This is a genomic window from Arenibacter aquaticus, from assembly GCF_003957295.1.
GTDB lineage: Bacteria > Bacteroidota > Bacteroidia > Flavobacteriales > Flavobacteriaceae > Arenibacter > Arenibacter aquaticus.
Window position 1 is genome coordinate 57,500 of record NZ_RQPJ01000024.1, and the last position, 19,746, is coordinate 77,245.

At 39.9% G+C, this 19,746-nt stretch carries 18 protein-coding genes; 9 read left to right on the top strand and 9 right to left on the bottom strand.

From position 1 onward, the window contains the following. Positions 1 to 31: 31 nt before the first annotated feature. Both EHW67_RS20195 and EHW67_RS20200 read right to left on the bottom strand, forming a co-directional pair. A complete protein-coding gene (locus tag EHW67_RS20195; protein WP_126164217.1) occupies positions 32 to 985 on the bottom strand; it encodes a transketolase family protein in 954 nt (317 codons plus the stop codon). A 39-nt stretch (positions 986 to 1,024) separates the two neighbouring features. Further along, entirely contained in the window at positions 1,025 to 1,879 is an 855-nt protein-coding gene (locus EHW67_RS20200; protein WP_262707179.1) for a transketolase, read from the bottom strand. 159 nt (positions 1,880 to 2,038) lie between these two features. On the opposite strand from EHW67_RS20200, the gene tgt reads away from it, so the two are divergent. The 6 genes from tgt (at position 2,039) to EHW67_RS20230 (ending at position 9,235) form a co-directional block, all read left to right on the top strand. Continuing rightward, positions 2,039 to 3,169 carry a tRNA guanosine(34) transglycosylase Tgt gene (tgt, locus tag EHW67_RS20205; RefSeq protein WP_126164219.1) on the top strand — a complete coding sequence of 377 codons (1,131 nt, stop codon included), beginning with the start codon at positions 2,039 to 2,041 and terminating at the stop codon, positions 3,167 to 3,169. Beyond that, positions 3,170 to 4,252 (top strand): LptF/LptG family permease, encoded by a 1,083-nt coding sequence (locus EHW67_RS20210; RefSeq protein ID WP_126164220.1) that lies wholly within the window; start codon positions 3,170 to 3,172, stop codon positions 4,250 to 4,252. Further along, positions 4,239 to 5,147 carry a DMT family transporter gene (locus EHW67_RS20215; protein WP_126164221.1) on the top strand — a complete coding sequence of 303 codons (909 nt, stop codon included), beginning with the start codon at positions 4,239 to 4,241 and terminating at the stop codon, positions 5,145 to 5,147. Before EHW67_RS20210 ends, EHW67_RS20215 begins: the two co-directional genes overlap by 14 nt. A gap of 43 nt (positions 5,148 to 5,190) precedes the next feature. Continuing rightward, entirely contained in the window at positions 5,191 to 6,144 is a 954-nt protein-coding gene (locus EHW67_RS20220; protein ID WP_126164222.1) for an acetyl-CoA carboxylase carboxyltransferase subunit alpha, read from the top strand. A gap of 156 nt (positions 6,145 to 6,300) precedes the next feature. Then, on the top strand, positions 6,301 to 7,848 hold the full coding sequence (dnaB, locus tag EHW67_RS20225) for a replicative DNA helicase (RefSeq protein WP_126164223.1): 1,548 nt from the start codon (positions 6,301 to 6,303) through the stop codon (positions 7,846 to 7,848). A gap of 199 nt (positions 7,849 to 8,047) precedes the next feature. After that, the gene (locus EHW67_RS20230; protein WP_238390005.1) at positions 8,048 to 9,235 is read left to right on the top strand and encodes an asparagine synthetase B; all 1,188 of its coding nucleotides are present in this window, start codon (positions 8,048 to 8,050) and stop codon (positions 9,233 to 9,235) included. 377 nt (positions 9,236 to 9,612) lie between these two features. Here the strand turns inward: EHW67_RS20230 and EHW67_RS20235 are convergent, their stop codons facing one another. Continuing rightward, positions 9,613 to 10,986: a hypothetical protein gene (locus EHW67_RS20235; RefSeq protein ID WP_126164224.1), complete on the bottom strand. Its 1,374-nt coding sequence runs from the start codon at positions 10,984 to 10,986 to the stop codon at positions 9,613 to 9,615. Positions 10,987 to 11,007: 21 nt separating this feature from the next. Beyond that, positions 11,008 to 13,422 carry a TonB-dependent receptor gene (locus EHW67_RS20240; RefSeq protein ID WP_126164225.1) on the bottom strand — a complete coding sequence of 805 codons (2,415 nt, stop codon included), beginning with the start codon at positions 13,420 to 13,422 and terminating at the stop codon, positions 11,008 to 11,010. A gap of 71 nt (positions 13,423 to 13,493) precedes the next feature. On the opposite strand from EHW67_RS20240, the gene EHW67_RS20245 reads away from it, so the two are divergent. After that, positions 13,494 to 14,516 (top strand): helix-turn-helix domain-containing protein, encoded by a 1,023-nt coding sequence (locus EHW67_RS20245; RefSeq protein WP_126164226.1) that lies wholly within the window; start codon positions 13,494 to 13,496, stop codon positions 14,514 to 14,516. Positions 14,517 to 14,529: 13 nt separating this feature from the next. Here the strand turns inward: EHW67_RS20245 and EHW67_RS20250 are convergent, their stop codons facing one another. Then, entirely contained in the window at positions 14,530 to 15,330 is an 801-nt protein-coding gene (locus EHW67_RS20250) for an HAD family hydrolase (RefSeq protein WP_126164227.1), read from the bottom strand. Between the two features lie 117 nt (positions 15,331 to 15,447). On the opposite strand from EHW67_RS20250, the gene EHW67_RS20255 reads away from it, so the two are divergent. Both EHW67_RS20255 and EHW67_RS20260 read left to right on the top strand, forming a co-directional pair. Continuing rightward, the gene (locus EHW67_RS20255; protein ID WP_126164228.1) at positions 15,448 to 15,870 is read left to right on the top strand and encodes a secondary thiamine-phosphate synthase enzyme YjbQ; all 423 of its coding nucleotides are present in this window, start codon (positions 15,448 to 15,450) and stop codon (positions 15,868 to 15,870) included. 55 nt (positions 15,871 to 15,925) lie between these two features. Then, on the top strand, positions 15,926 to 16,198 hold the full coding sequence (locus tag EHW67_RS20260) for an EF-hand domain-containing protein (protein ID WP_126164229.1): 273 nt from the start codon (positions 15,926 to 15,928) through the stop codon (positions 16,196 to 16,198). Between the two features lie 110 nt (positions 16,199 to 16,308). Here EHW67_RS20260 and rplT read toward each other — a convergent pair whose 3' ends face one another. From rplT to thrS, 4 genes are all read right to left on the bottom strand, one after another. Continuing rightward, a complete protein-coding gene (gene rplT / locus EHW67_RS20265) occupies positions 16,309 to 16,653 on the bottom strand; it encodes a 50S ribosomal protein L20 (protein ID WP_126164230.1) in 345 nt (114 codons plus the stop codon). A gap of 127 nt (positions 16,654 to 16,780) precedes the next feature. Continuing rightward, positions 16,781 to 16,978 carry a 50S ribosomal protein L35 gene (rpmI, locus tag EHW67_RS20270; RefSeq protein ID WP_126164231.1) on the bottom strand — a complete coding sequence of 66 codons (198 nt, stop codon included), beginning with the start codon at positions 16,976 to 16,978 and terminating at the stop codon, positions 16,781 to 16,783. A 102-nt stretch (positions 16,979 to 17,080) separates the two neighbouring features. Beyond that, positions 17,081 to 17,575: a translation initiation factor IF-3 gene (gene infC, locus EHW67_RS20275; RefSeq protein ID WP_202912029.1), complete on the bottom strand. Its 495-nt coding sequence runs from the start codon at positions 17,573 to 17,575 to the stop codon at positions 17,081 to 17,083. A gap of 87 nt (positions 17,576 to 17,662) precedes the next feature. After that, a complete protein-coding gene (gene thrS / locus EHW67_RS20280) occupies positions 17,663 to 19,603 on the bottom strand; it encodes a threonine--tRNA ligase (RefSeq protein WP_126164233.1) in 1,941 nt (646 codons plus the stop codon). Positions 19,604 to 19,746: the final 143 nt, after the last annotated feature.

A 19,746-nucleotide genomic window follows, 5' to 3' on the forward strand; every position in this document is an offset into this window, starting at 1 on the left:
GGGCAATCATCTTTCCGAAGGGAAATTTGATTTACTTTCTCTTTAACACACTCAAAACGGCTTTCTCTATAGCTTTATTGTTCAATCCGTATTTATCCATTAATTGTTCCGGGGTGCCACTTTCTCCAAAAGTATCCTTGGTAGCAACAAACTCTTGCGGCGTAGGATGCGTGGTAGCAAGGAATCCGGCAATACTCTCACCTAGACCGCCCAAATAATTATGTTCTTCCGCAGTAACGATACAGCCTGTTTTTTTAACAGATTTTAACACAGCTTCCCCGTCCAAAGGTTTAATGGTGTGTATGTTGATTACCTCGGCAGATATACCTTCTTTCTCCAAGTTCTCGGCGGCAATTAAGGCTTGCCATACCAAGTGACCTGTAGCTACGATAGTAACATCTGTACCTTCGTTAAGCATTAAAGCTTTTCCTATTTCAAATTTTTGGTCCACTGGAGTGAAGTTGGCTACTTTGGGACGTCCAAATCTAAGATAAACGGGGCCTTGATGCTCTGCAATGGCAATAGTGGCAGCTTTGGTCTGGTTGTAGTCACAAGGATTAATTACGGTCATCCCTGGCAACATTTTCATTAATCCAAGATCTTCCAAGATCTGGTGTGTAGCGCCATCCTCTCCAAGGGTAATCCCCGCATGGGAGGCACAAATTTTTACGTTTTTATCAGAATAGGCAATAGATTGTCTAATTTGGTCGTAAACCCTACCGGTGGAGAAGTTTGCAAATGTTCCGGTAAAAGGAATTTTACCTCCAATGGTGAGTCCGGCAGCTATACCCATCATGTTGGCCTCTGCAATTCCGACCTGAAAGAAACGTTCAGGGTTTTCATCAATAAAATCCTGCATTTTAAGGGAGCCCACCAAATCGGCACAGAGTGCTACTACATTCGGATTGGTTCTTCCTAATTCGGTCAGTCCCGCTCCAAAGCCACTTCGCGTATCATTTTTACCTTGATCTATATATTTTTTCATTTGTACTTTCTTTTTTTGTTTGTTAGAAAATGATAGGGATTAGTAGTCTCCAGCGGTTTCGGGATTCTGGGCCAAGGCCGTTTCCAGTTGTTCATCGTTGGGGGCTTTTCCGTGCCAAGCGTGGGTATACATCATAAAATCTACTCCGTGACCCATTATGGTGTGTAAAAGAACACAGACAGGTTTACCTTTTCCGGTCCTTTCCTTGGCTTCTTTCATTCCGTTGATGATGGCTTCAAGGTTGTTCCCTTCTTGGATTTCCAGTACATCCCAGCCAAAGGCTTCAAATTTCTTCTTAAGGTCGCCCATTGGCAATACGTCATCCGTAGAACCATCAATCTGCTGTCCGTTGTAATCCACGGTGGCAATTAGATTGTCCACTTTTTTACCGGCAGCATACATTATAGCTTCCCAATTTTGTCCTTCTTGCAATTCACCATCGCCGTGAAGGGTATAAACTAATTTGGGGTCATTGTTAAGTTTTTTTGCCTGCGCCGCGCCCAAGGCAACGGACAAGCCCTGCCCCAATGATCCGGAGGCAATACGTACCCCTGGCAAGCCTTCATGGGTGGTAGGGTGTCCCTGTAGTCGGGAATCTATTAACCTAAAAGTATTTAACTCCTCAATGGGAAAATAACCCTTTCTCGCCAAAACACTATAGAAGACAGGAGATATGTGGCCGTTGGACAAAAAGAATAAATCTTCATCCTTGCCGTCCATGTCAAATCCGTCCTTGAGCTCCATTATCTCATTGTAAAGAGCAACAAAAAATTCAGTACAGCCTAAAGAGCCTCCTGGGTGTCCCGAGTTAACCTTATGGACCATTCTTAGAATGTCTCTGCGGACCTGAACGGTCAAATCTTGTAATTCTTGAAGTTTTGGCATTTTTTCTATCTTTTTAAAACTTTCCAAAAGTAATCGCTATCTTTTGGGTATACAAGTCGTAGTTATTATATTTTATTAACTATGAGCGCCAATAACATAACTTTATTTTTTTGTTAGGGATTTAATGGCTCTGAGTTGATTATATTTGCGGCTTTAAATACATCTTTTTTGAAATTTACATTACAGCATTCAGATACGAGGACCAAAGCCAGGGCGGCAGAACTAATTACGGACCATGGTAAGATAGAAACGCCCATTTTTATGCCCGTAGGCACCGTAGCATCGGTAAAAGGGGTACATCAAAAAGAGCTGAGGGAAGAAGTGAACCCGGATATCATTTTGGGGAATACCTATCATTTATATCTGAGGCCTAAAACAGAAATTTTGAAAAAAGCCGGCGGACTCCATAAATTTATGGGGTGGGACCGGAATATATTGACCGATAGTGGTGGGTATCAGGTGTATTCGCTTTCCAATAACCGAAAGATCAAAGAGGAAGGCGTCAAGTTTAAGTCGCACATAGATGGTTCCTATCATGTTTTTACACCAGAGAACGTTATGGAGATCCAGCGTACTATCGGAGCCGATATCATTATGGCGTTTGACGAATGTACGCCTTACCCCTGTGATTATAAATACGCCAAAAGGTCTATGCATATGACCCACAGATGGTTGGATCGCTGTATAGCCCATTTGGAGAAAACTCCCTTTACCTATGATTACGCCCAAACTTTTTTCCCAATTGTGCAGGGTTCTACTTATAAGGACTTAAGAAGGCAATCTGCCGAATATATAGCCGGAGTGGGAGCAGAGGGTAATGCTATTGGAGGGCTTTCGGTAGGGGAGCCGGCAGAGGAGATGTACGGGATGACCGAGGTAGTCTGTGAGATTCTGCCCGAAGATAAACCCCGATATCTTATGGGTGTAGGTACCCCTATCAATATATTGGAGAATATTGCCTTGGGAATAGATATGTTTGATTGTGTGATGCCTACCAGGAACGCCAGAAATGGTATGCTGTTTACCGCCCATGGGACCATAAATATAAAAAATAAAAAGTGGGAGGATGATTTTTCGCCCCTAGACGAAATGGGTACTACTTTTGTGGATAAGGAGTATTCCAAGGCGTATTTACGGCATTTGTTCGCGGCCAACGAGTATTTGGGCAAACAAATAGCTACCATTCACAACCTGGGATTTTATATGTGGTTGGTTCGCGAAGCTAGAAAACATATTTTAGCGGGGGATTTCCATGAGTGGAAGTCTGTAATGGTAAAACAAATGGATAAACGATTATAGGTGCTAAGCATAATAGACAAATACATATTAAAGCGCTATCTGGCAACTTTTTTTGTGATGTTGCTGCTATTTATCCCAATTGGGATTATGGCCAATTTGGCAGAACAAATTGGGAAAATGATAGACAACGAAGTGCCATTTGCGGAAATCGCTATCTATTATATGAATTTTACCCTAGTGATAGGAAACCTGCTCTTTCCTATTTTTCTCTTTTTATCGGTAATTTTCTTTACTTCCAAACTTGCCAATAATACTGAAATTGTAGCCATTCTAAGTTCTGGGGTTTCCTACGGAAGATTTTTGCGCCCCTATTTGATTGGAGCCTCTATTATTGCCCTTATCATGTTTTTCATGAGCATGTTTATTGTTCCTCCCGCAAGTGTGGGGTACAATGAGTTTAAGTATAAGTATTTAAAGAAGGGAAAGAAGGATAGGGTTACCACAAACATCTTCAATCAATTAAACGAAAATGACTACCTCTATGTAAGTAGCTTTGATCCGGCAAGGCAGATAGGCTATAATTTTACTATGGAACGCTTTAATGAGGAGAACACCTTGGACTTTAAGATTTCAGCGGCCAACATTAGATGGGTAGATAAGGATTCTGTGTATAGGCTTACCTCATATGTGAAAAGGAAATTGGTAGGCAACGAGGAGGTTGTAGAGACTAAGCGTAGGCTAGACACCATTTTTGATTTTAAAATTGATGATCTAACCCCGGTATCCTATATAGCGGAAACTAAGAATATGTTTGAGTTGGATAAGTTTATCGCAGCGCAAAAAAGAAAGGGTGCTTCCAATATTAACAGTTATATTCTGGTGAAATACAAGCGATGGGCCCTGCCTATTGCTGCTTTTATCTTGACCATAATTGCCGTTGCCGTTTCTTCTGTAAAACGACGTGGGGGCATGGGGGTTAACTTGGCATTTGGAATAGGGGTGGCATTTATTTATATCTTTTTTGATAAGGTATTTGGAACCCTGGCCGAACAATCTGGTTTTTCCCCTTTATGGGCCGTTATTATCCCAAATGTAATGTTTGGAGCCATAGCCTTTTACCTACTTCAGAATGCCAAGCGCTAAGTTTAGGAATTACCTTCATCTACATTTTATAGTCTTTATATGGGGCTTTACAGCGGTTCTGGGAAAGTTGATTAGTATAGAGGCCCTTCCCTTGGTTTGGTACCGTATGGGTATGGCTTCCTTGATTATTCTGGTCTATATCCTAATTCGATATAAATCGCTTAGGGTAACGCCCAAAATCCTGTCTACATTACTGATCGCCGGAATAGTGGTGGCATTGCATTGGGTCACATTTTTTATGGCCATAAAAATCTCCAATGTTTCAGTTGCCTTGGCCACTATGTCTACTGGGGCTTTATTTACCGCTTTGATAGAGCCTTTTTGGTATGGTCGTAAAATGGTTGGATATGAATTGGTTTTTGGGGTAGCGGTAATACTTGGCCTTGCTATTATGTTTAATCTGGAAGCGGATTATACTGCAGGTATACTGCTTGCCTTGCTTTCGGCCTTATTGGCTTCCATTTTTTCCTTGATCAATGGCAAATTGATCCAAAAAGAGAATCCAGCTGTCATATCCTTTTATGAACTGGGGAGTGGGGTTTTGTTCTTGTCGCTCTATCTGTGGATGGATCAAGGATTTGATCAAGAATTCTTTCAGCTCTCACTAATCGATTGGTTTTATATATTTATTTTGGCCTCTGTTTGTACCGCATATGCGTTTATTGTCTCAGTGAAGGTGATGAAATATATTGCGCCATATACGGTAATGCTTACAAATAATTTGGAACCGGTCTATGCTATTGTTTTGGCTTTTATTATATTAGGGGATAGTGAGAAAATGAGCCCGCTTTTTTACCTAGGAGCATTGCTTATTTTAACTACGGTTATAGCCAATGGTATTTTGAAAAATAGAAAAAAATTAAAAAAAACGACTAATGGGTTACCTTTCCATTAAAGTTTTATATTTGCCTGTTGAAAAGAACTAAACCTGTAAACTTATGGAGTATTTAGATTTTGAACTTCCAATTAAAGAGCTAGAAGAGCAATTGGATAAGTGCATGATAATTGGGGAAGAAAGTGACGTGGACGTTTCTGAGACATGTAAACAAATTGAAAAAAAGCTGGCGGATACCCGCAAAGAAATATATAAAAACCTAACGGCCTGGCAAAGGGTACAATTATCAAGACATCCAAATAGGCCTTATACCTTAGATTACATTAACGCCATTTGTGGAGATACTTTTTTGGAGCTACATGGGGACCGCAATGTGAAGGATGACAAGGCAATGATAGGGGGTCTTGGGAAAATTGGTGACCAGAGCTATATGTTTGTGGGACAGCAAAAAGGTTACAATACCAAGACCAGACAGTACCGTAATTTTGGTATGGCCAATCCTGAGGGCTACAGAAAGGCACTTCGACTAATGAAATCGGCAGAAAAGTTTGGGATACCCGTTGTGTGTTTTATAGATACTCCGGGAGCCTACCCAGGGATTGAAGCAGAAGAAAGAGGTCAAGGAGAGGCAATAGCAAGGAATATTTTGGAAATGACCAGATTAAAAGTTCCTGTTATTGTTGTGATCATAGGGGAAGGAGCCTCTGGTGGAGCCTTGGGAATAGGTGTAGGGGATAAGGTTCTAATGTTGGAAAACACATGGTACTCGGTAATTTCGCCCGAATCCTGCTCTTCCATACTTTGGAGAAGTTGGGAATATAAGGAACAGGCGGCCGAAGCTTTAAAACTTACGGCGACCGATATGAAAAAAATGAAGCTTATTGATGAGATTGTGCGTGAACCTGCGGGAGGGGCACATGCCAATCGTGAGAAGACTTTCGAAATCGTAAAAAATAAAATTTCATCACATTTTGAGGAATTAAAAAAGTTATCACCAAAAGAGTTGGTGGAGAATAGAATGGATAAATATGCAAATATGGGGGTCTTTAACGGATAACATCCCTTTTTGTCAAGGTGAAAAAATCTGGAGTAGAAATTCTCCAGATTTTTTTTGCTTATAAACATATTTCGTAACTTATCAACAGGCAAATTGTTGAACAACTGTTAATATCCTAAATCTTATTTTAATTCTTATTTGTATAATTTAGCACTCATGGAAAAAACGAACCCAGTTATTGGTCATCGGATTGACAAGTCCACCATAATCAACCTTGAGAAGGGTAAGATACCACCTCAAGCCGTTGATTTAGAGGAAGTTGTGCTTGGAGCGATGATGATAGACAAGAAAGGGGTCGATGAGGTAATAGATATTCTGCATCCGGATGTATTCTATAAGGAGGCCCATAAGCATATCTATGAAGCCGTTTTTAAGCTGTTCGAAAATTCAGAACCAGTGGATTTATTAACGGTTTCCTCCCAATTAAAAAAAGATGGGCGCCTAGAAGGCGTTGGTGGCGATTTTTACCTTATTAAACTTACCCAAAAAGTGGCTTCATCTGCCCATATTGAATTCCATGCCCGTATAATCCTGCAGAAGTTTATTCAGCGTAGTCTAATCAAGATTTCAAATGAAATTATTGAGGAGGCCTATGATGAGGCAACAGATGTTTTTGATCTGTTGGACACGGCAGAATCCAAATTGTACGATGTAACCCAAGGTAACCTTAAGCGTTCCGCGGAAACAGCACAGAACTTGGTAATCCAGGCCAAGAAAAAAATTGAGGAAATATCAGGTAAAGAAGGCTTGAGTGGGATTCCCTCTGGGTTTGATAAATTGGATAAGTTAACCTCAGGTTGGCAACCCAGTGATTTAATTATTGTAGCGGCTAGGCCGGGTATGGGTAAAACGGCCCTTACCCTTTCCATGGCAAGGAATATTGCCGTCAACTCTGGTTACGGGGTGGCTTTCTTTTCCTTGGAGATGTCCTCTGTACAGTTAATTACCAGGCTGATTTCCTCTGAAACTGGTTTGTCTTCAGAAAAACTAAGGACGGGGAAATTGGAGAAACATGAATGGGAACAGTTGAACGTAAAGGTGAAAGCCTTGGAGTCTGCACCCCTGTTTATTGATGATACCCCATCCCTATCTATTTTTGACCTTAGAGCGAAAGCTAGACGTTTGGCATCCCAGCACGGTATAAAAATGATCATTATTGATTATTTGCAGCTAATGACCGCAGGGGGGACTCAAAAAGGAGGTAACCGTGAACAAGAAATATCTACCATCTCAAGGAACTTAAAAGCACTGGCAAAAGAATTGAATGTACCGGTAATCGCACTTTCACAGTTGTCAAGGGCTGTTGAGACCAGGGGAGGGAGTAAACGACCTGTACTGTCCGATTTACGGGAATCCGGAGCAATTGAACAGGATGCGGATATTGTATCCTTTATCTATAGGCCAGAATACTATAAGATTGATGAATGGGATGATGAGGAACGATCGCCAACTGCAGGTCAGGGAGAGTTTATTGTGGCCAAGCATAGAAATGGTGGTTTGGAAAATATTAGACTTAAGTTCGTTGGACATTTAGGTAAGTTTGATAATTTGGACGATTTTGATTCCCCGTTTGAATTTCAATCCAAAATGAATGCAGACGAGGACAACCCATTTGTTACCAAAAACCTTCCCAATGCCAATGAAGCCTTTGGAAGTTCCATGAACAACGATGGTCCCCAGGATGACAACGATGTGCCTTTTTAAGTGTATCAAAGCATGATGGTACTGAGGTTTAAATCCTTTGGCTCAAATCTTGCAAGGTGTATTGTAACAGTAAAATCTAGAATTGAGTAATACGGAACAAAATAAAAACCCCTTTAAAAGCCTATTTTCAGGTGCGCTTCTTTCTGTTCTATTTCTATTGATCTTTGGTACCTCATACGCTTCCAGTATTCTCATACCCATGGATGCGGAAAGTCAAAAAAACCATTTAAAGGCCTACGGAATCACTTATTGGGTGTTGTCCCATAAACAAAAAGTACAGTGGTTATTGAATTATAGAGGCGGTTCCTTTTTGCTGCCCGATGGGGAGAATATTCGAAAAGAATGTCAGATACGCGGCGTCTCCTTTGAGGTAGTTTCCGATTCACAGGCCCTCAGTATTTTAGATGAAATAGCAAGTCCCTCACAAAATCAAGAAGCTGTTATTTTGGAAAAGGCACCAAAAATAGCCGTATACTCCCCAAAGGAAAATTCTCCTTGGGACGATGCGGTAACCATGGTACTTACCTATGCCGAAATTCCCTATGACCAAGTGTACGATGAGGAAGTATTGGACGACAAATTGGTACTCTATGATTGGCTGCACTTGCACCATGAGGATTTTACTGGGCAATATGGGAAATTCTACGGGGCTTATAGGGTTGCTCCTTGGTATATAGAAGGCAAACAAAATGCCGAGGCCCTGGCTGCTAAATTGGGATTTGATAAGGTTTCTGAAGAAAAACGTGCCGTGGCACTTAAAATTAGAAATTATGTGATTGGGGGAGGTTTTATGTTTGCGATGTGCTCCGCCACCGATAGTTTTGATATAGCCTTGGCTGCAGATGGAGTGGATATTTGTGAACCTATGTTTGACGGTGACCCCTCCGAGGCCAATTATCAGGCAAAATTGGATTACAGTAAAACCTTCGCATTTACAAATTTTATATTGGAACGTAACCCGTTGAGGTACGAATTCTCATCCATAGATATGACCAATAAACGCGCTAATGTTCCCAAAGAATCGGATTATTTTTCATTGATGGACTTTTCTGCCAAATGGGATCCGGTGCCTACCATGTTATGCCAGAACCATACGGCATTGGTCAAGGGTTTTATGGGGCAGACCACAGCTTTTGCCAAGGAGGAGATTAAACCCACTGTTTTGGTACTTGGTGAAAATAAGATAAATGGGGAAGCCCGGTATATTCATGGAATTAAAGGTAAAGGTTTCTTTACGTTTTATGGAGGACATGACCCTGAGGACTATCAGCACAGGGTAGGGGATCCCAAGACAGAACTGGAACTGCACCCTACTTCGCCTGGTTATAGGCTTATTCTTAACAATGTACTATTCCCAGCTGCCCAGAAAAAGAAACAGAAAACCTAACAAGCCAACAAGCTGGTTCTACTTCACTTTAATTAATTCCACTGTTACAGATTTTGGGGATAGCTAAGATTAGCTGTCAATAAGTACTGTACAGTTGAGTAGTAAAAAGAACTATAGAATCTACTTAAGAAATGATGTGGTTGATTTGCGGTTATAATTTAAAACCGTTAACGACCCATGGTGCCGAAAACGGTTTTAAAATAGTTATTAGGGTACTGGTTTAGGATACGCCAAAATAGATAACAATTATTCTTATACTCTAGAAAGCCTTCCTTTTAAAAGTAATAGGGGTAATCCTGTTCAAAATTAGATCCCCCTATCACTTCATCGCCAAATAGGGATGTAGGGCTACTAGTGGTCAGGAATAATTGAAGTGTTTAAAACACCCCAATAAAGTGACTACCTTCCGCGTTCACCAACTGGGCGCCTTTGGTTACTTCTCCTGTTTCTGTATCTATGATGTATATGTTTCCGTTTTGTCCTACCGGGGCTTGGGTTACATATATTTCTGTTCCATCCACTACAAAGCCTTGGTACTGGAATAAGTAGAAATCCGGGTCATAAGGAATAGCATCGATCTTAGTGGCAGTTTTGGAATTAAGATCAACTAGGGCAAAAAAACCTTGAGCCCCTGCCAATCCTTCTTCTGAACCTTCATGGCGGTAAGCCAATATAGCTTTTCCGTTTGCTGCTGGCCTCCAAGCCAATATATACGCACCTTCTACACCTAAAGCATCATCTAGGTTAAAATCATACGAATCATCATATTCGTTATCGGCATCAATCTTTAAGATGTGGGAACCTTCAGGATCACCCTGGTTGGCTTGGTAAACGCTTCCATCATATAAAAAAGCGTTGATACTACGATATCCATTGGTGTTTCCATTCCCTACGGTAGATGTAATCACCGACGGATTTAATAATGAAGGGTAATCCAGTACAATGGTTTTAGAACCTAAAATCTCATAATCACCACTGTCACTTTCTACAGTACTTGGGTCCACTTTGCTTACACGGGCACCGATGTACAGTTTATCTCCAGTCGCATTTAAAACGGGCATATCAATTCTAGAGATATAGTAACCAGCTGCGGATTCTTCTTCACTTAAGGTAATAACATGCTCTTGAAAGTTATTGATTTGAGAATCTACCAAGTCTAAGGTAACAACGCCTATAGTAGAATTGGTATATAGGTAGGTGTCGTCAGTTACGTCATCAGGTGTGTCGTTATCATCAACCTGGTGTTCAGTGGATACGTAAACCGCAGCACCGGTTTTATCGCCATCAAATAACTTAATCCAACGTGGAGCGGTTCCTACATATGGAGCTATACTTATTTCAGAACCTGTTTGAACAAAGGATCCTCCACCTTCTACTGTATATTTGGTATAGTTGCCACCAGTATCCCCAGCATAGCTAATATTGAAAACAGTATGCCCATCTTCAGAAGCCTGTAATCTGGCTGTTCTATTGGAAGGGGCTACAAAGCCGTTGTTAAAAGGGTCTATTTGAACCGTTGGATCTTTAGCATCTTCACTGGTTACGGAATAAATTAATGTGCCACCGTTTCCATCACCAGGGCTATCTCCCATTTTGGCTCCTGCAACCGTTATCCATCTGGAATCCACTCCACTTCCCGCATCTCCATCAGTATCCGGGGCAATTGGTTCATCATCGTTACTACAAGAGGTTGTTAGACCTATTGTGAGTAAAATAACTACTATTTTAAAATTTAAAAAGCTCTGTTTCATATCTCTGTTATGTTTAAGTGATTAAAAATTATTTATTGTGTAATTCAGTTTTAAGTAAAAAGCTCTTCCGGGTTTTTGTACAGATAGGTTGTCATAAATGGCCTGATCAAAAATATTTTTGACGTCTAAACTGACTACAAAATTCCTTTTTGGAAATGTATAGCTCAACCCAAAGTCATGTGATAACTGTTCTGGAATAAAAAATTCTTCCTCTCCTGTAGTATTGGTGCCCGCTGCGAATTTGAAGGCAAATTCATCAGTATAGTAAGTGTTGTAGAATAGGTTTATTGTTGATTTAGTTTGAATGAAGTCTTTAACGGAATACCGTAAACCACCGTTCATCGTAAAAAGCGGTACGTTGGGAACATTGGTTTCAATACCAGAATTTACCGTGGTTAGGCTCATGCGGGTTATGTTGAAATTAAAACCAAAATTAGTATTGTACGTATAAAGGAATTCTGCTTCAATTCCTTTGGATTCGGCAGTATTGCCTAGATTGGTATATTGTACAAACTCATCACTTTCCCTAAGCCCATCAGCATTGACGGGCAATCCAATTCTGTTTTCAATATTTCTTGCAAAGAAATTGGAGGCTAGCGTAAATCCGTGTTTATTCAGATTGAATTTGCCAAGCCTAAAACCAATGTTTAAATTGTTGCTGGTTTCTGGTTGAATAGTTAGGTTGGGAAGTAAATTATCGCCAGCATCCCCAAAAACTTCGTTTTCACTTGGTAAACGAATGGCCTTTTCTGCAGAGGTTAATAGGGTAACGGTGGGAAGTAGGATATAGGAAGCTGCAAAACCATACCCAGTGTAATCTTTATCACTTCGGTAAACTTCGTTTATTACTTGGGTATTATCATCGTTGAATACGGGTTGTGTGTTAAGTACTTTTTGGATATAATGTTTTCCAAAAGCATTTATTTTGAACTTATTGTCAAAGGCATTGAGTTCGTAGCTTAGGGAAACAATGTTTTTGTATAAATCACTGGTTTGTTGAAAAGTGTTTTCTAATAACGATACCATTTCGTCACTATCTTCCCTATCTACGCCACTATATACATGGTTTAATAGGATCTTATGGTTGTGGTTTATTTTATAGGACAGACCTGAACGAATAGATGATACATTTCTAACTATTTTGGCGAGGGTTGGTCCATTTTCGCTCTGAGATCCCCAAGTATACTCGTGGTATTCCCCATCAAAACCAACCAATCTCTTTCCGGCCCAGGTATATGCCTGTGCAACTGTGTCGTTAATAGTTCTATTGCGTTTGCCGTATACACCGCTTATATTTAGGTCAAGTCCTTGAGTAAAAAGGTCTTTTTTTTGATACGCTATATTGCCCAGCAAGGCATCTGACTCTAAAAAACGGCCGTTATAAGGAGATATGGTAACGAAAGTACCGTGCTGTACTTCATTGTACTCGTCGGAAGCGGTAACACCTACTAAAAATTGGTCGGCCCAATTAACATTGGTAAATCCAATTTGTGCCATGCCACCAGCAGACCGGTAAGCATCGTTGAATCTTCTGGCTACAATAGGAGTTTGTACCCCGTTTGGTGCAATGTCAACTATAGTTCTGCCCCAAATTTTATAATCATTGTCGGAGTAATTGTGAAAGGCCGATGCCTTTATGGTGAACCCCGATTTTATAAGTCTGTAGGTACCATTAAAATTCGTTTGAAATGTATTAAACGATCCATACGAAGCCGAAGCGGAAAGGTTATTCTTGCTGCCCTTGTGAAGTACAATATTTATAGCACCACCAACAGCATCACTGGATAAATGTGCAGGTACCACTCCTTTGTATACTTCAATATTCTTGATCATTGAAGGGGGAATACTGTTAAGGCTAAAGGATGAACCGTATATAGAAATGGGAATACCATCTATAAAAAGGCTGACAGATCTCCCGGATAACCCATTTAAGCTGTATTGGACGTTAGAGCCCAAACCTCCATTCTGACGTATCTTTACACCTACTGTAGCGTTTAATAATTCATTGGTTTGGATACTTCTAAGACCAGCTTCTTTGGTGTCTATGGAGTTTACGGCATACCCCTTTGTCTCAAGAGCCGTTTTTTCCGTTTTTCCACTTACGGTTACCTCGTCCAGGTTTTCTAAGGATTCTTTTAGCGTGAAATCAATTTTAATGTCATTGTGGTTTTTATTTACGTCAATGGTCATAGAGCGGCTACCGTAACCTAGAAAGGAAACCAAGACCCTGTGGTTTCCGGAAGGCAACTTATTAATGGTGTAAACCCCTTTATCGTTTGTTAGTACACCAAGCTTTAAGTTTTCTATTAATACACTGGCATAGGCCAAAGGATTCCCTGTGGCATCCCGTACCGTACCTGTTAGTGTCCCTAATGTTTCTTGGCCTTGCACGTACAAGCCTAGAACCAAAAAAATAATATTGATGAGTCTTTTCATTAAATAGTTTGTTATTTTTATTAAGATTTATTCTAAATAAATAACTTTGCAAATCTAAATTTTGTTTTACATTGGAAATAACGAGAAAGGAATTATTAGTAACGAATAAAGAAGTAAAGGCTTACGGATCTGGTAATTTCAGGGGGTGTGGTTCTACCGATGGAGAAGCCGATTATATCGTACTGCAAAAATCTAGCAGTATCTTCATTTCTGATAAGTTGAAGGGTGGGGCAGAAGGTTGGCAAGAAGAAATAAGGATGGATAATGCCCTGATTTTAATACGAAAATTGACTTTGCAAGATGATTATTTAGAGGAGATTAAAGTACAGGGTTCCTACGTTGGGATTCATTTTGTTTTGGAAGGTTCTTATGAATACACACTTATGGGGGGCGCCTTAAGGAAGGGTATTTATTCTGGCTCATATACTATTCATCCATGGTCTAAAGACCTTATAGGCCTAAAGCTTAGTGGTGAAAAAGTTGTAGCCTTGGAAGTATTTTTTCAAGAAGGTTTCTTGGAGGAATTGTTGGGGAAGGAATATAATGTGAATAGTAATGGGTTACCAGAAAGTATAGCCAAATCCCTTTCTAATAAAACCAAACCCATTACAATGAGATTGCAATGGATGATTGGAGAAATTTTGGATTGTGATTTAAGTAGCCATGCTAAGGCCAACTACTTGGAATCTAAAATACGTTTGTTGCTTATCGATTTATTTCTAGGGCAAGAAACACAAAGTAAGACCGAAAAGGAAGTGCTATTATCGGCAATTGATTATGAAGCTATTGAAAATTTGGCTCACTACATAGAGACCCACCTTAAGAATCCATTGACCATTAAGGAATTGTCCGCAATTGTTGGTTACAATACCACAAAGTTAAAAAGCCACTTTAAACAGGTCTATGGCACTACAATTTTTAAATATATTACGCAATTGCGCATGGAAAAGGCTAAAACATTGATACGTGCAGATAACTATACTGTTGCCCAAGCTGCCTATGAGGTAGGCTATTCCAACCCACAACATTTTACAGTGGCATTTAAGAAAACAATGGGGTGTTTACCGAGCTCATTATTGGGAACAAATCAATAACTTTCAACTATGGTCATCTGTTGGATAGCATGGCTTCCAAGATTTTTTCTACCCCAAAATTATCATTACTTTCCGTTTGATAGTTGGCTACTTCTTTTACGTTGGGGTGGGCATTCGCCATGGCAAAACTATAATCACCAAGGGCTAGCATTTCCAAGTCATTATTGTAATCACCAAAAACCATGGTCTCTTGTTGGCTAATGCCGTATTTTTCCTGAATATGGCGCAGTGCATGCCCTTTGTGGGCGTTCATATGGGAAATATCTAGCCAATTTTCACCGGACACCTTTACCTTTAGTTGGGACTCCAAATGTTTAACCAGGGGATAAATGTACTTCTCTGAACTTTCAAAATGGTAGATAGCTATTTTTAATACCTCGCCATCAAATCTAGCAATATCGTTTAATACGCTGAACTGGGAGTAGTATTCCTTTAGCTTGTTTAAAAAAGCATCAGAATTCCCGTTTATATAGGCATTGTTTTTACCGCACAACACCGGATGGATCCCCTCAACCTCCTTCAAAAGTTTAATGGTTTCCTTAATGGTACCTTGATCCAAAGGGGTGGCCAGTAATTCTATGTTCTGTTTTTTTACAAAGGCCCCGTTTTCGGCAACCACAATAATATCGTCCTTAATGGTTTCCAATTTATCTACAATACTGTTGTACTGTCTCCCACTTGCAGCAACAAACTTGATGTCCCTTTTTTTTAACTCTTGGAACAATTGGAAGAATTTGGTACTAACCTGATGGTCAGAATTTAGTAAGGTCCCATCCATATCGGTGACCACCATTTTAACTTTTGATAAATCCATTGAAATATATTAAGCTGCAAAGGTATTTGATATTGTTTTAAAAGATGGCCTTGTTTTATAAAGTTTCACATTTATTAATATATTGCGAAATTCAAAGCGTTATAGATCAGGTGCCATATGAAGTTTTATCAAAATGAATTGCGATTGGAGCCTTACCCAAGGGGTTTCCATATTATTACCCATCACATTGTGGCAAGTGCGTCCCAATTGGGAAAAATTAATAATGGAATGCTGCAGGTATTTATAAAGCACACCTCGGCCAGCCTAACCATCAATGAAAATGCTGATCCCACCGTACGGGACGATTTTGAAAGCCATATAAATGTAATGGTCCCGGAGAATGCGCCCTATTATCTACATGATTATGAGGGATCGGACGATATGCCGGCCCATATAAAATCTTCCTTGATGGGGGCTTCAGTAATGATTCCCATTAGTAATGGCAAATTAAATTTAGGGATATGGCAAGGAATCTATTTGTGCGAACATCGTAATTATGCCAGTGGTAGGAATTTGGTGTTGAGTTACTTTGGGGTATAGGGATTCTATTAAATTTTGCGTAAATTACAGTATAAGTAGATAAAAGTGAGAGGTTATGGCAACAAAAGACACTATACTGAATAAGATACAAATACTGATAACCAATAATTTTGATAGTCCGGAGGCTGCCTATAATTTCTTTGATAAGGATGGTGATGGGAAGCTTAAGAAAAGGGAGATTGTAGAATTGCTTAAAAAGGCAGAAATAAGTGGATTTATCAGGGGTATTGTCTCTTCCAAGTTAATAGAGGGTTATGATAGTTCCGGTGATGAACTAATAGATTGGGAAGAATTTAAGTCGGCTGTCAATAAGATTAAAGAGACTTAAGGAGGGGGCTTGCCTAAGGAGAAAATGTCCTTGGGGAGAATGAAAATTTGGGGTATAAAAAAACCTGCTCCAAATGGAACAGGTTTTATAAGCGAGATAAGTTTATTAATTTATTTTACTTTGTCTACAATAGCCTTAAAAGCTTCTGGGTGGTTCATTGCCAAATCTGCCAATACCTTTCGGTTTAGCTCTATGTTATTGGCTTTAACCTTGCCCATAAACTGGGAATAGGACATACCGTGCAATCTGGCACCTGCATTGATACGGGTAATCCATAAGGAACGGAAATTTCTCTTCTTGTTTCTACGGTCTCTGTAAGCATATAACATTGCTTTTTCAACCGCATTTTTAGCTACTGTCCAAACGTTTTTACGTCTTCCAAAGTAACCTTTGGCTTGCTTCATTACCTTTTTTCTTCTGGCTCTTGAAGCAACTGAATTTACTGATCTTGGCATAATTTTAATTGTTTTTTGTAGTAGGCGGTCGATAACCGACACTTTTAATATTTGCATCGTAGCATCTACAGTTACAATTGCAAATATTTTGGCCCAACTCCAGGGTTAATAATTACCGATAGAACGATTACTTTAAACGTAATTGTTCTTTAATACTGTTAACGTCCGCCTCATGAACTAATCCAGAGTGGGTTAACGCTAGCTTACGCTTTTTAGACTTCTTCGTTAGAATGTGGCTTTTATAGGCGTGCTTTCTTTTAATTTTACCGGTACCTGTAAGCTTAAATCGCTTTTTGGCACTGGATTTCGTCTTCTGTTTAGGCATTTTCTTCCTATTTATTAATTTATCTCGCTTACTATCTTGGTGCTAAGCAAGCTTAGCATATTATTTAAATTCAATTAACCTAAACCTGGAATAGGGCCTGGGTTACTTTTTGGTTTTGGGCGCAATGAACATGGTCATACGCTTTCCTTCCAATTTTGGCATTTGTTCCACTTTGCCTAGATCTTCCAATTCAGATGCCAGTCTAAGCAAAAGAATCTCTCCTTGATCTTTATAAACAATAGACCTACCCTTAAAAAACACATAAGCTTTAAGCTTGGCGCCATCCTTTAAGAATTTTTCGGCGTGTTTTTTCTTGAACTCGTAATCATGGTCATCGGTCTGTGGACCAAATCTAATTTCCTTTACGATTACTTTAGTAGCTTTGGCCTTCATGACCTTTTCACGCTTCTTTTGCTCGTAAAGAAATTTCTTGTAATCTATTATCTTACACACTGGAGGATCTGCTTTAGGAGAAATCTCTACTAAATCCAATTCCAGTTCTTCCGCTTTTGCCAAGGCCTCACGGGTGCTGTAAATACCTACTTCCACATTGTCGCCAACCAACCTAACCTTGGGCGATGAAATTTTTTCATTGATGTTGTGCGGGTTTTTGTTTTCCCTCCTAGGTTGGGGCCTAAATCTTTTTCTAATTGCTATGACGTATACTTTTTAGTTAAACTTTTTTTAAAACGACTTTAAGGTACTGTTTATTTCATTTAATACCAAGTCGGCAAAGGAATTTACGGTGATTGTACCTAAATCTTCCCCTCCATGCCTCCTTACAGAAATAGTTTCTTCCTTTTCTTCGTTCTCACCTACGATCAGCATAAATGGTATTTTGTTCATCTCTGCTTCACGTATTTTTTTGCCAACCGTTTCATTTCGGTTGTCAATCAGCGCGCGAATGTCGTTATTTTCTAAGGAATTTAAAACTTTTTCGGCATATATTTCATGTTTTTCGCTGACAGGGAGGATAATAGCCTGCTCTGGCATCAGCCAAAGTGGGAAATTACCGCCGGTGTGTTCCAGTAATAATGCAATGAATCTTTCCATACTTCCAAAGGGAGCCCGGTGTATCATTACCGGTCTGTGCAACTCATTGTCGCTTCCTTTATAAGTAAGGTCAAAACGCTCAGGTAGGTTGTAATCTACCTGAATGGTTCCCAATTGCCAGTTTCTTCCCAGTGCATCCTTTATCATAAAGTCCAGTTTAGGACCATAAAAAGCTGCTTCTCCGCTTTCTATGATAAAATCCAATCCTTTTTCCTTGGCCGCATCAATGATGGCATTTTCGGCTTTTTCCCAATTTTCAACAGAACCTATATATTTATCTGGGTTGTCCAGATCCCTAACAGAGACTTGTGCCGTGAAATTTTCAAACCCTAAAGAACCTAATACATATAAAGTAAGGTCTATTACGTTCTTAAATTCGCTAGCCAATTGGTCAGGAGTACAGAATATATGGGCGTCATCTTGTGTAAACCCCCTTACCCTGGTTAAGCCGTGCAGTTCTCCACTCTGCTCGTAGCGGTAAACCGTTCCAAATTCGGCATAACGCTTTGGGAGTTCCCGGTAACTAAAAGGTTTGGTATTGTATATTTCACAGTGATGCGGACAGTTCATAGGTTTTAATAGGAACTCCTCATCTTCTTTTGGTGTTTTTATGGGCTGAAAGCTGTCTTCCCCATATTTGGCATAATGGCCAGAAGTTACATAAAGTTCCTTTTGTCCTATATGTGGGGTGGCAACCATTTCATATCCGGCCTTCTTTTGTGCTTTTTTTAGAAATTGTTCAAGTCTTTCCCGTAATGCGGCCCCTTTTGGCAGCCACAATGGAAGTCCTTGACCCACTTTCTGGGAAAAGGTAAATAGTTCCAATTCCTTTCCCAGTTTTCTGTGATCCCTTTTTTTGGCCTCTTCCAAAAGCTCTAAATACTGGGTCAGTTCCTTTTGTTTGGGGAAGGATATACCATAAACCCTTGTTAATTGGTTGTTTTTTTCATCACCTCTCCAGTAGGCTCCGGCCACACTTAATATTTTAATGGCCTTTATGATTCCGGTGTTGGGAATGTGTCCACCTCTACAAAGGTCGGTGAAGCTATCATGATCACAGAAGGTGATGGTGCCATCCTCTAAATTCTCTATAAGCTCTACCTTATATTGGTTGCCTTGTGATTTATATAACTCCAAGGCTTCAGACTTGCTGACAGAGCGCATTTTGAAGTCGTGTTTCCCTCTTGCTATTTCCAACGCTCTTTTTTCAATCGTCGGAAAGTCCTTTTCGGAAATGCTGCCTTCGGCCAGATCCACATCATAATAAAAGCCGTTTTCAATAGCGGGGCCTATGGTCAATTTTATACCTGGGTATAATTCTTCCAAGGCCTGTGCCACCACATGCGAGCTGGAATGCCAAAAAGCGGTCTTTCCTTCTTTGTCCTTCCAACTATATAGGACTAGGGATCCGTCTTCTTGTAAAGGGGTTACCGTTTCAATGGTGGTTCCATTGAATTTTGCCGATATAATATTTCGTGCCAGTCCTTCACTGATACTTTTTGCTACCGCTATAGGAGTTGTTCCCTTGGCATATTCCCTAATGCTACCGTCTGGTAAAGTTATATTGATCATATTTTTTTTACATAATAAGGCTGCAAAGATAACATCTAGTATTTATGTTGGCAATATATATAGGAATCATTTTGTTTTTGGGTTTTATAAGGTATATAAAGGTATGTAGCGTTTGTTCTTGGGGCGGTTCGGGGTGGTGTGGC